Annotated in this window: 10 protein-coding genes; 8 read left to right on the forward strand and 2 right to left on the reverse strand. The window is 69.8% G+C overall.

Annotation, left to right across the window (positions count from 1 at the left end; genetic code table 11):
- Nucleotides 1-246: 246 nt before the first annotated feature.
- Both MB1_RS26930 and MB1_RS09960 read left to right on the forward strand, forming a co-directional pair.
- Nucleotides 247-486 carry a beta-ketoacyl synthase N-terminal-like domain-containing protein gene (locus tag MB1_RS26930; protein WP_369406861.1) on the forward strand — a complete coding sequence of 80 codons (240 nt, stop codon included), beginning with the start codon at nucleotides 247-249 and terminating at the stop codon, nucleotides 484-486.
- Nucleotides 429-944, forward strand: a complete 516-nt coding sequence (locus MB1_RS09960; RefSeq protein WP_066906339.1) for a cytochrome P450 — start codon at nucleotides 429-431, stop codon at nucleotides 942-944. Before MB1_RS26930 ends, MB1_RS09960 begins: the two co-directional genes overlap by 58 nt.
- A 78-nt stretch (nucleotides 945-1022) precedes the next feature.
- On the opposite strand, the gene MB1_RS26235 is transcribed toward MB1_RS09960, so the two are convergent.
- Nucleotides 1023-2666 carry a serine/threonine-protein kinase gene (locus MB1_RS26235; protein ID WP_066906342.1) on the reverse strand — a complete coding sequence of 548 codons (1644 nt, stop codon included), beginning with the start codon at nucleotides 2664-2666 and terminating at the stop codon, nucleotides 1023-1025.
- A 652-nt stretch (nucleotides 2667-3318) separates the two neighbouring features.
- On the opposite strand from MB1_RS26235, the gene MB1_RS09970 reads away from it, so the two are divergent.
- The 6 genes from MB1_RS09970 to hisG all read left to right on the forward strand — a co-directional run bounded on the left by MB1_RS09970 (nucleotide 3319) and on the right by hisG (nucleotide 11260).
- Entirely contained in the window at nucleotides 3319-4725 is a 1407-nt protein-coding gene (locus tag MB1_RS09970) for an MFS transporter (RefSeq protein ID WP_066906344.1), read from the forward strand.
- A 116-nt stretch (nucleotides 4726-4841) separates the two neighbouring features.
- Nucleotides 4842-5819 carry an alpha/beta hydrolase gene (locus MB1_RS09975; protein ID WP_066906812.1) on the forward strand — a complete coding sequence of 326 codons (978 nt, stop codon included), beginning with the start codon at nucleotides 4842-4844 and terminating at the stop codon, nucleotides 5817-5819.
- Nucleotides 5820-5877: 58 nt separating this feature from the next.
- Nucleotides 5878-9201, forward strand: coding sequence for a bifunctional lysylphosphatidylglycerol synthetase/lysine--tRNA ligase LysX (gene lysX / locus MB1_RS09980; RefSeq protein WP_066906346.1), 3324 nt, complete (start codon nucleotides 5878-5880; stop codon nucleotides 9199-9201).
- Nucleotides 9202-9271: 70 nt separating this feature from the next.
- Nucleotides 9272-10009 carry an HAD family hydrolase gene (locus MB1_RS09985; protein WP_245650119.1) on the forward strand — a complete coding sequence of 246 codons (738 nt, stop codon included), beginning with the start codon at nucleotides 9272-9274 and terminating at the stop codon, nucleotides 10007-10009.
- Between the two features lie 14 nt (nucleotides 10010-10023).
- Nucleotides 10024-10305, forward strand: a complete 282-nt coding sequence (locus tag MB1_RS09990; protein WP_174531947.1) for a phosphoribosyl-ATP diphosphatase — start codon at nucleotides 10024-10026, stop codon at nucleotides 10303-10305.
- A 103-nt stretch (nucleotides 10306-10408) separates the two neighbouring features.
- Complete coding sequence (gene hisG, locus MB1_RS09995) at nucleotides 10409-11260, forward strand: ATP phosphoribosyltransferase (protein ID WP_066906350.1); 852 nt, start codon at nucleotides 10409-10411, stop codon at nucleotides 11258-11260.
- A 29-nt stretch (nucleotides 11261-11289) separates the two neighbouring features.
- Here hisG and MB1_RS10000 read toward each other — a convergent pair whose 3' ends face one another.
- Complete coding sequence (locus MB1_RS10000; protein ID WP_066906352.1) at nucleotides 11290-12168, reverse strand: thioesterase family protein; 879 nt, start codon at nucleotides 12166-12168, stop codon at nucleotides 11290-11292.
- Nucleotides 12169-12314: the final 146 nt, after the last annotated feature.

Genomic DNA, 12314 nt, shown 5'->3' on the forward strand with positions numbered 1-12314 from the left:
TAGCTGTTCACACCCCGTTGGGTGTTTCGGATCGCGGGGAGCCCGGGTACTGTCGGGAGAGGTACGGCCGCACCGCCCGAGGGCGGGGGTACCGATTCCGAATCTCTGTGAACTCGAGACTATCCCAGTGAGTTCGAGGCCTATCCGTCGACGTTTCGAACGAGAATTCAGGTGTGGAGGGGGTCAACTGTGGGTGACGCGCGCGATGCGACCGATCCGAGGGAGAACAAGGCCGACGCCGAGGAAGTGGCAATTGTAGGAATTGGCTGCCGCTTTCCCGGTGCAGCCAACGGGGACGAGCTATGGGAAATGGTGCGCTCCGGCCGTGACGAAATCACCGAGGTCCCGCCGGACAGGTTTCCCATCGACGACTTCTACGATCCGCGGGCCGGTACACCGGGGAAGCTGTCGACCCGATCTTCGAGCGCATGGTCGCCGAGGTGGACGAGGTGGTCGGGGCCGAGCAGGTCGGGCCTCGACACCTGACTCGACTGCCCTATGTCACGGCCGTATTCCACGAGGCGATGCGCCTGTATCCGCCGGTGTGGGCGCTCACCCGCCAGGCGACCGCGGACACCACGCTCGGCGGGTACCGAATTCGGACCGGTGACTACGTGGTGATCAGCCCGTACCTGGTGCACAGGCACCCGAAGCATTGGCCGCATCCCGAGGTGTTTTCGCCGGAGCGGTTCCTCGGCAAACCCGACTACGCACCGTCCGCGTACATCCCGTTCGGGGCCGGCCAGCGCAGGTGCATCGGTGCCGGATTCACCGTCATGGAGGCCCGGATCGTGTTGGCGACGATCCTGCAGCGCTACCGTCTCGAGCTGGTTCGGGGCGGGGTCGTGAAGCCGAAGCCGGTCATGTCGTTGCGACCGCCGGGCCCCATCCGGATGACGGTCCGTCCGCGTATCCGCTCGGCCGACAGGGTGCCAACCGCATGAGCCCGGTCTCCCGGGGCGCTGCGGCGGTGACGGGCGTCCGAGCCCCGGGAGGTCGGGCTGTACCGGGAGCCCGCGCGATCAGAGACGGTTGGAGTTGGCGATGCGCATGGCCCCGCCGTCGTCGACCTCGACGCTGACCCAGCGGCTTTCGGTGTCGACGGCGCCCGTGGTGGTGCGGTAGGTCAACCCCACCACGACCGACGACGCATCCCGGGGGCGCACCGAGGTCACGGTGACGGAGTCGATCGTGGCCCAGAAGCTGTCGAAGCCGGAGCGGCCGGTGGCGGCCGCGTAGGTCGAGCCGAGGTCGTTCCAGGCGCTGTCGGGTTGCTGGGGGAGCAGGTTGTAGTAGCCGCGGACGAAGGTGCTCATCTGCTCGAAGCTCGGTGTGCCGACCGCAGCGGTCGTGGTGGGTGTGGTCGTGGTGGGTGCGGTGGTCGTCGGCGCGGGCGTGGTGGTGGCCACGGTGGTCGGCGGCGCCGTTGTCGGGGCGGGCGCCGGAACGGCCGCGATCTCCGGGGTGGGCTCGACGGCCTCGGCGGCGGGTGCGGCGGTCGCCGCCGCGGTGCGGGTCTCGGTCGAGGTGCTCTGCAGGACGGCGGCCCCGGTCGCGGTCGCGGTGGCGCCCACGACCGCGAGTGCTCCGGCGGTCACGAGGATTCGGCGTCGACGGCGGCCGGTCCGCTCCGGCGTCGTCCGGCCGGTCGGCAGCGTGACCCCCTCGGCGGTGTCGAGATGTCCGGCCCCGTTCGAGTCCTCGGAGTGGCGGGTACGTACCGACCATTCGCCGGCGGCGAAGGGCACCGGAGTCGCTCGCAGCGGTGTGGCGACCGTAGCGGTCGGCGTCGCGAGGTCGGTGTCCGATCGGGTCGCCGCGGCCCGGGCGAGGGCGGCGGGATCGGGGGCGGTGGCGAGGGCTCGGCGGGCGGCCGCGGCCAGCTCGCCCGCGTCGGCGAAGCGGTCCTCGGGGTCGCGGGCCATGCCGCGGGCGATCACCGCGTCGAAGCCGGCGGGCAACTCCGGGCGCACATCGGTCGGGCGGGGCCGGTCGGCGGTCAGATGGGCCGCCACCTGCTGCTCGAGGGTCTGGCCGGGGAACGGCGGCTGCCCGGTCAGGCATTCGTAGAGCACGCAGGTCAGCGAGTAGATATCGGACGACGGGCCGGCGCCCTCGTTACCGAACCGCTCCGGCGCCATATAGGCCATCGTCCCGACGGTTGTCCCGACATTGGTCAGCGAGGCGTCGGTGATACCGCGCGCGATGCCGAAGTCGATGAGGTACACGAAGTCGCGGGAGCTGATGAGCATATTCGACGGCTTGACGTCGCGATGCAGCAATCCGTGGGCGTGCGCAGCGTCCAGGGCGCCCGCCATCTGCTCGATATAGGAGACCGCCACCGCCGGAGGGATACCGCCCGGCTCGGTGTGGATGCGCATGCGCAAGTCCGAGCCGTCGATGAGGCGCATATCGAGGTAGAGCCGCCCGTCGATCTCGCCGAAGGCGTGGATCGGAATGACGTGGGGGTCGCGCAGCTTGGCGGTGACGAGGGCCTCGCGGCGGAATCGTTCGCGGAAGGTCTCGTCGGCGGCGACATGGCCGGAGAGCACCTTGACCGCCACGTCACGGCGGGTCTCGGTGTCGAAGGCGCGATACACCTCGCCCACCGAGCCCTGACCGATCACCTCGATCAGGCGATACCGTCCGAATGGCGCGCCGTCCACACCCAGCCCCCTCGTCGACCCGACCGACCGTCGGGTACCAAACCTCCCCCAGGCATTATTCACGTCCGCGCGGTCGATCGCATCGCCCCGCCCGGCCGCCCCGGCAAAACCGACCGTCCGTCAGCGGTGAGGATTGTGGTCGATCCCCTCGATAGGCCGCAGCTGTGCGGGGGTTGGGTCCAATCCGGCTGTATTCGCCGATTAGACGGCATATCCGAGGGTTCGGTCGTCCAAATCGGTAGGCCCGGCCCTACGAAAGGCGGGCCGCGTGCACGCCGATCCGACACCCATTTTCCGAGGTCGCGGACGTGCGCGGCGAGCGCTGCGCCGAGGTGATGCCGACTCCCGCACGCCCGGGATCACGACGCTATCGACGCAGGTGGAGGCGAATTTTGTGAGATGGGCCTCCGCCGGCTTTCGGTCGCTCGGGCCGGCCGATCGGCCGGCGGGCAGGTGGCGACGGCGTTTTTCGACGCCAAACCTGCCTGATCGGAGGGTGTCAGTTTCGGCGGTTCGTCCGGAATATGTGAACTGTCTCCCCGAACCGGACTAATGTGACCAGCGACATATTCCCTGGCTCGCCTTCGTATTTCGGCGGGGAGCCGGACAGAAGCCGGGCCGTCGGAGGCCCGGACCGACCGAGGGGATCGCTGTGACCGCATCGCCCGCTCCACCACCAACCGATCCGGCTTACGCCAAGAAGACCAGCCTCAAGCGGGTCGCTGCGGCCAGCTCTATCGGCACGACCATCGAGTTCTACGACTTCTTCATCTACGGGACGGCAGCAGCCCTCGTCTTCCCGACAATCTTCTTCCCGGCGGCCGACGAGGTGACGGGAACGATCGCCTCGTTCGCCACCTTCGCTGTCGCCTTCTTCGCCCGCCCGGTGGGCGCGATCCTGTTCGGCCACTTCGGTGACCGCATCGGTCGCAAGCGCACCCTGGTGTGGACGCTGCTGATCATGGGTGTTGCCACCGTCCTGATCGGCTTGCTGCCCGGCTACGAAACCGGGGTCTTCGGCATGTTCGAAGGCGGCATCGGCATACTCGCGCCCATCCTGCTGGTGGTCCTGAGGTTCTTCCAGGGTTTCGCGGTCGGCGGCGAATGGGCCGGCGCGACGCTGCTGACCGCCGAATACGCCCCGCCGGGCAAGCGCGGCCTCTACGCGATGTTCCCGCAGTTGGGCCCGGCCTTCGCCTTCTTCCTGTCCAGCATGACGTTCCTGATCGCCACCGTCACGCTCGGCGAGACCAGCCCGGCCTTCATCGAGTACGGCTGGCGCATTCCGTTCATCCTGTCGTTCGTCCTGGTGGCGGTCGGCTTGTGGGTGCGGCTCGCGGTCGCCGAGACCCCGGTTTTCCGGGAGGCTCAGGCGAAGCGGGTCGAGCGGCCGGCCAACGAGCCGGCGCTGCCCTTCCTGGACGCGATCCGCTACCAGTGGAAGGAAATCCTGATCGCCGGTGGTTCGCTGGCGTCGCTGTTCTCGCTGTTCTACATGGGCACCGCGTTCCTGACGAACTACGCGACCAGGACGCTCGAGCTCTCCCGCACCTTCGTGTTGTCGGCCGGCATGTTCGCGGCCGTCTTCTTCGGCCTGTCGATCGCCGCGTCGGCGATGTGGTCGGACAGGGTGGGGCGGCGGAAGGTGATCATGGTGTCCTGCGCCATCGCGGTTCCGTGGGCACTCGTGCTGTTCCCGCTGCTCAACCTCGGTGGACGGTTGCCGTTCATCCTCGGCCTGACGATCACGATGCTGATCTTCGGTATCGCCTACGGTCCGGCGGGTGCGCTGTTGCCGGAACTGTTCGAGGCCCGTTACCGCTACACCGGTGCCGGACTCGGATACAACCTGGCCGGCATCTTCGGCGGCGCGATTCCGCCGCTGATCGCCGCCCCGCTGATCGCGTCGCACGGTTCCTTCTGGGTAGGCGTCATGCTCGCCGGCCTGTCGGCGGTGAGTGTCCTGTGCACGTACTTGATCATCGAGACCAAGGACAAGCACATGCACGACAAGACCGTGCGCGACGTGGACGAGACCATCGTGACCGAGGTTCCCTGATCGTCGGGTCGTAGCCACGGCCCTTCCGTCCCGGAGCATCATCCGAACCGGAGCGACATTCCGGATATATCCGGAATGTCGCTCCGGTTCGTTCCGGGTTCGTCACAATGGCCCCGATGGTTACAGCACTGGGGTTCCTTCGCCGCACGGCGGCGGTCGCGACCGCCGCCCTGCTCCTGACCGCCGGCGTGGGTGTCACCTCCGCCGAGGCGCAGGAGTCGGCGCGCGTCGTCGGTATCCGGGCGATCACCGACCGGATGTCCGAGATCGACGTCTACTCGCCGGCCCTCGGGCGGACGGTCACCAATACGGTCCTGCGCCCGACCGGGGGACCGGCACCGACCTACTACCTGCTCAACGGGGTTCAGGGCGGAGTCGACGGAGTCAGCTGGCGCAACAGCTCCTCCTACGCCCGCTTCTTCGCCGACAAACAGGTCAACGTGGTCACCCCGCTCGGCGGCCAGTTCAGCAACTACACCGACTGGGACCACCCGGATCCGGTGATCGGGCAACCGCGCTGGGAGACCTACCTCGTCCACGAACTGCCGCCGGTGATCGACGCGGCCCTCGGCACCACCGGACGAAACGCGATCGGCGGGGTCTCGATGTCGGCCGGTCCGGCGATCACCCTCGCAGCCCGCTTCCCCGGCCGCTACGCCGCCGCGGCCTCCTACAGCGGCTGCCCCGTGGCGAGCGGCCCACTGGGCACCGCGCAGATCACCGCGGTCACCGTCTCCGGCGGCGCCAACGCCTTCAACATGTGGGGTCCGCCCGGCGATCCGCGCTGGGCGGCCCATGACCCGATGGTCCTGGCCGGCAATCTCGCCGGGACCGCCATCCACCTCGCGTCGGCGTCCGGGGTGCCGGGACCGATCGATCGGGTACCGCCGGAATTCCTCGTACCGGTCGCGGTCGGCGGCGGCACCGTCGAGGCGGCGTCGGATCTGTGCACGGCCACGTTCGCGCAGCGTCTGACCGATCTGGGCATCGCACACCGGTACGACCGGTACCCGACCGGCGCCCATACATGGAACCTCTTCGACCGCGAATTGGCCGATTCGTGGGCGACGATCGGACCGGCACTCGGCGCGTAACGGCCGGGGCGCCGAGTTGCGGGGGAGTCCCGGTACCGAGGGCGTAGGGTCGCCATTCGTGAGCAGCGGTGACCGGATCGAGCCCGCACCCGGAGATATCGGCCTGCCCCGGCTCGCCGCCCGTGCCGTCGGCCTCGGCGCGTGGTGGTCGTTGCTGTCGATTCCGCTGCATCAGACCCGCTTGCACGAGTGGGTCGACGACATCTTCGCCGTGATCGCCGTGCCGGTCGGGGCCAGCGTCTTCACCGCCCTGCTGCTGTTCCTTTTCGCCGGCGCCCTGCGCCGCCGACTGCGGGTCGCCTGGTTGGTCGCGGTGATCGTCGCCTCGGCGAGCGTCGCGGCTTACGCGGTCGCGATCCTGGCGGCGCTGGCGGTGCCCGACCTGCGCGACGGCCCCGACCCGATCTCGGACGGCGATCTGGTCACCGGCGGCATCACGCTGATCGGTTCCTGCTTCGTGCTGGTCATCCTGCTGCGCAATCGGGCCGCCTTCCCCGCCCGCACCCGGCAGGGTTCGCTGGTCGCCGCCCTGGGGCTGCTGGTCGTCGGGGTGTTCGGCGCCGTCGCGACGACCTTCCTGCTCTCGCTGGTCGGCGGCGGAACGCTGCACGGGCCGGGCGAGCGCGCGTGGTGGGCGGTCCGCCGCACCATCGGGATCAGCCTGCCCTTCGGCAGCGACGGCGGACACGCGGGCGGCGCCCCGGTCGGTTTCATCGGCGGCGTTCTGGCCGCCCTGGCGCTGCTGGCGGCGATCGCGATCTACCTGCGCTCGGCCCGATCGTCGGAGCTGCTCGGACCCGACGACGAACTGCGGGTGCGGGCCCTGATCGCCGCCACCGGCGACCAGGACTCGCTCTCGTACTTCGCCACCCGCCGCGACAAGTCGGTCGCCTTCGCCCCCGACGGCGCGGCCGCGGTCACCTATCGGGTCGTCGGTCAGGTCGTGCTGGCCTCCGGTGACCCGCTCGGGCCGCCCGCCGCCTGGCCGGGCGCCATCGACGCCTGGCTGCGGCGCGCCCACCAGCATGCCTGGCAGCCCGCGGTGCTCGCGGCCTCCGAGAGCGGTGCCAAGGCCTACGTGGCGGCCGGACTGCGGGCCCGCCCGCTCGGCGACGAGGCGATCCTGGACGTCGAGGACTTCACCCTCGAGGGCCGCGCGATGCGCCCGGTCAAACGGGCGGTCACCCGGGTCCGCGACGCCGGCTACACGATCACCATCCGCAGGCACGCCGACATGTCCGCCGACGAGATCGCCACCCTCGGCCGCCTCGCGGACGCCTGGCGCGGCGACGAACCCGACCGGGGATTCTCGATGGCTCTGGGTCGCATCGGGGACCGGGCCGACGGCCGCTGCGTCGCGGTGATCGCCACCGACGCCGACGGCCATCCGCGCGCCCTGCAGTCCTTCGTGCCGTGGGGGACGCGCGGATTGTCGCTCGACCTGATGCGTCGGGCACCCGACGCGGTCAACGGCGTCAACGAGGCGATCGTCGCCGCCCTGGTCGAGGTGGCCCCCGACCTCGGGGTGCGGCGGATCTCGCTCAACTTCGCGGTTTTCCGCTCGGTCTTCTTCGAAGCCGAACAGGTCGGCGCCGGACCCCTGGTCCTCGCGGCCGAGAAGATCCTCGGCGTCGCCAACCGGTTCTGGCAACTCGACTCGCTCTACCGCGCCAACGCGAAGTACCTGCCGCGGTGGGAACCGCGATTCGTCTGCTACGACTCGACGTCCGCACTGCCGCGGGTCGGCATCGCCGCCGGCATCGCCGAGGGCTTCCTGCCGGGCCGCAGCCCGCGGGTGACCCGCGGCGGAGAGGACCCGGTCGACGATCCGAACGGTGGGCCGGCGCGACCGTTCGCCGACCTGGTCCTCGAACAGGACACCGCGTTGCTGACGCCGGCGCGCCCCATCCGTCGGCTCACCGAACAGCAGCAGGTGCGGCACGACAAGCTCGCGGTCCTGACCGCCGCGGGGATGGACCCCTATCCGGTCGCCGTGCCGCGGTCCGGCTCCATCGGCGCGGCGGTCGTGTCCCCGGTAGGCACCCCCGTATGCGTGGTGGGGCGCGTCCGGGCGGTCCGCGACCTCGGCGGGGTGGTCTTCGCCGTCCTCGAGGAACAGGGCAGCGAGATCCAGGCGCTGTTGTCGGCCGATACGACGCCCGAGTCGCTGATGTCGTTGTGGCGCCGCGCGGTCGACCTCGGCGATCGGGTCTCGGTGACCGGCACGATCGGCCACAGTCGCCGCGGTGAACTGTCGGTGCTGGTGACGACGTGGTGCATGGCGTCGAAGTGCCTGCGACCCATCCCCGATCAACGGGTCGGCTTCACCGATCCCGAGGTGCGCGTCCGACAGCGTCACCTCGACCTGATCGTCAACCGCGACTCGATGGAGATGCTGCTGGCGCGGTCGCGGGCGATCGCCGCGATCCGGCGATACTTCGCCTCGGAGGGTTACGTCGAGGTGGAAACGCCGATGCTGCAGGCGGTCCACGGCGGCGCGACCGCGCGCCCCTTCCGGACGCATATCAACGCCTACGACGCCGATCTGTATCTGCGGATCGCCCCGGAACTGTTCCTCAAGCGGCTCTGCGTGGGCGGTATGGATCGCGTCTTCGAACTCAACCGCAACTTCCGCAACGAGGGCGCCGACGCCACCCACAACCCCGAGTTCACCTCCGTCGAGGCCTACGCGGCCTACGGCGACTACGTCTCGATGCGCATCCTGACCCGCGCCCTCATCCTCGAGGTCGCCACCGCGGTCAACGGCGAACCGGTTGTGGTGCACACCCATTCCGACGGGTCGACCGAGAGGATCCGACTCGACGACGAATGGCGGGTCGTCACGGTGCACGAGGCCGCCTCGCAGGCGACCGGGGTCACGCTGACGTCCGCCTCCTCGATCGAGGAGGTGCGCGCGGCCGCAGATCGACACGGTGTGCGCCATACCGCCGCGATGACCGCCGGCGAGATCGTCCTGGAGATCTACGACGCGCTGGTCGAGAAGCAGACCACGCTGCCGACCTTCTACACCGACTTCCCACTGGAGACCTCGCCGCTGACCCGGCGGCATCGCACCGACCCGGCGCTCTCCGAACGCTGGGACCTGGTGGCCTTCGGCGCCGAGATCGGTACCGCCTACAGCGAATTGATCGACCCGGTCGACCAACGTGAGCGCCTGGTCGAGCAATCTCTCAAGGCAGCGGCCGGCGACCCGGAGGCGATGGAGGTCGACGAGGCCTTCCTGACCGCCCTCGAATACGCGATGGCCCCGACCGGCGGCCTCGGCATCGGCGTCGATCGACTGGTGATGATGCTGACCGGCGCGACGATCCGCAATACGTTGGCGTTCCCCTTCGTGAAGCCGGCCGAATCGGAGGGCTGATGCCCGTTTTCGGATATCGCGGGGGAGGTGTGGTCTCGTTCACGACGGGTCGACGGTCATACTTCGAGCCATGACCTCTTCCCCTCGGGCGATGACGAGTGCGCCGGCCACCACCCCCGGCCCGGCGGCGGTGCTGTTCGACATGGACGGCACCCTGCTCGACTCGGAAAAACTCTGGGATATCGCCATGTACGAACTGTCCCTCCAACTGGGCCGCCCGCTGACCGACGAGGTGCGGCAGGCCACCCTGGGCAACTCCGCCCACGGTGCGCTCTCGAAGCTGTTCGCGCACACCGGAACCGAGCCGACCCCCGCCGCCTTCGCCGAGGCGGAGAGCTGGGTGGTCGCCCGGGTCGCCGGCCTCTTCCGCGAGGATCTGCCGTGGTTGCCCGGCGCTCGGGACACCCTGGCACTGGTGGTCGACTCCGGCCTGCCGAGCGCCCTGGTGACCAACACCGTTCGCTCGCTGACCGAGATCGCCCTGGACACGATCGGGCGCAACTTCTTCACCGTCACCGTCTGCGGTGACGAGGTGGTCAACCCCAAGCCCGCGCCGGACCCCTATCTGCGCGCCGCCGCGCTCCTGGGCGTCGATCCGCGCGACTGCCTGGCCGTCGAGGATTCGCCGACCGGTGCGAGCGCCGCCGAGGCCGCCGGCTGCGCGGTACTGGTGGTTCCGTCCGCCGCCGAGGTCGAGGCGACCGCCGCCCGGACCTTCACCGAGAGCCTCGTGGGCATCAGCCTGGCGGACCTGCACGCCGCCCGCGGGGTCACCCGCCGAGAGGCACGCACGACCACCGGTTTCTGATACCGCGACCGCGCATGAAAGAATCGGACGCCGTGAAGACCTTCGACTCCCTGTTCACCGAGCTTCGGGAACGCGCCGCGTCGCGCCCCGAGGGTTCGGGCACCGTCGCAGCGCTCGACGCCGGCGTGCACGCACAGGGCAAGAAGATCCTCGAGGAGGCCGGTGAGGTCTGGCTGGCCGCCGAATACCAGTCCGACGACGCTCTCGCCGAAGAGATCTCCCAGTTGCTCTACTGGGTGCAGGTGGTGATGGTCGGCCGCGGCCTGACCTTGCAGGACGTATACCGACATCTGTGAACGGGCCGACCGCGATCCGGCCGGCGATGGCGCAAGCCTGCCGTTGCCGATTCCGGACATCCGAAGACCGTTCCCACCTGTCACCCGAGAGGATCGCGAGCACATGCTGCGCGTAGCCATACCCAACAAGGGCGCTCTGTCCGAAACCGCCGTCGAGATGCTGGCCGAGGCGGGTTACCGCCGGCGCACCGACGCCAAGGAACTGACCGTCCTCGACACTGCCAATTCGGTGGAGTTCTTCTTCCTGCGCCCCAAGGACATCGCCGTCTACGTCGGTTCCGGTGAACTCGACCTCGGCATCACCGGCCGCGACCTGGCCCTCGATTCCGGCGCCCCGGTCTCCGAGCGTCTGGCGCTCGGCTTCGGCCGATCGAGCTTCCGCTATGCCGGCCCCGCCGGTCAGGGCTGGACGCTCGACGACCTGTCCGGAAAGCGCATCGCCACCGCCTACCCGCACCTGGTGCGCGACGATCTCGCCCGCCGCGGGATCGAGGCCAAGCAGGTCATCCGGCTCGACGGCGCCGTGGAGATCTCGATCCAGCTCGGCGTGGCCGACGCGATCGCCGATGTCGTCGGTTCCGGCCGCACCCTGCGGGCGCACAACCTCGAGGCCTTCGGTGAGGCGGTATGCCAGTCGGAGGCGGTGCTGATCGAGGCGACCGGCTCCGACGTCAACTGCGAACTGCGCGGCCAGCTCGCCGCGCGGCTCAACGGCGTCGTCGTCGCCCAGAAGTACCTGATGATCGACTACAACTGCCCCCGCTCGGCGCTCGACCGCGCCTTCGAGGTCACCCCGGGGATCGATTCGCCGACCGTCTCGTCGTTGGCGGACAATGAGTGGGTCGCCGTGCGGGTAATGGTTTTGCGGGCGGACTACAACTCGGTGATGGACACCCTCACCGCCCTGGGCGCCCGCTCGATCGTCGCCTTCGAGATTCGAGCCGGACGCTTCTGACCGTTTGGACCCGGTGCGGCCGGCGGCGCCTAATGGGCGTCGACCGGCCGCACCTCCAGGATCTGCGCGCTGCTGGCGACCCGGCCCCGCTCGTCGTACAGATTCGCCCGGCAGACACCGATGCCGTCGGGACCGATCGAGGTTTCCGCCTCGACCCCGATCCATTCGCCCTCGGGCAACCGGGTGATGTGCAGGGTCAGGTCGGTGTTCAGGAAGGTCCAGGCGCGCGGATCGGTGCGGGCGCCGACGCCGTTGGCGAGGTCGGACGCCAGCACCAGCACGACCGCCGGGGAATCGGGCTGTCCCTCGACCAGCGGATGGGCGGTGCGCACCCAGCGCCGCCGCGGACCGGTCGGCGCATCGACGTCGCCGCGGGCGGCGCGCACCTCGACCGACTCGACGAAGCCGTTCCCGAAGAACTCCGGGGCGAACCGCGTCTCGTCGTCCGAGCGCGGCGGCATGACCGGCTCCTCGGTGGCGATCGCGGTCGAATCGTTGACCGCGATCCGCCAGCCGTGCGCACGCGCGACCGTGCGCACCCCGCGCGGGGTGCGCGCCTCGAGTTCCGCGGTGATCAGTTCGATGCGCCGACCCGGCCGATCGACTCGGGCCCGGACGGTGACCTCGTCCACCGGCACCGGGCCGAGCAGTTCGACCGCGATCCGTGCGAGCCGGGTACCCGGTTGCGGCTCGCAGCGTTCCAGCGCCCGGGTCAGCAGCGCCGCCGGCGGCGAGCCGTGCTGCATGGTGTGCGACCAGGGGCCCTCGGTACTGCTGGTAGAGACGAACCGCTCGGCCGCATCGGTGCCATCGACGCCATCGGCCACGGAGGTGCCCTCGTCCGCGAGCCGGGCGACACCCGGCAGCCGGTAGTAGGGGCCCGCCCCGAAATCTGTCTCGTCGGCCATCGTCGGCACCTTCCGTTCCAGCCCGCCGTGCCGCGGCGTGACCGGCCGGCCGCCCCGGGCACGTACCCAGTTGTCCCCGGGTACGTTTCTATCAGCCGAGCACGGGCCGACAGAGTGTCGACGGCGTGATCAACTCTCCCGAAAGG

This window comes from Millisia brevis NBRC 105863, from assembly GCF_001552615.1.
Lineage (GTDB): Bacteria > Actinomycetota > Actinomycetes > Mycobacteriales > Mycobacteriaceae > Millisia > Millisia brevis.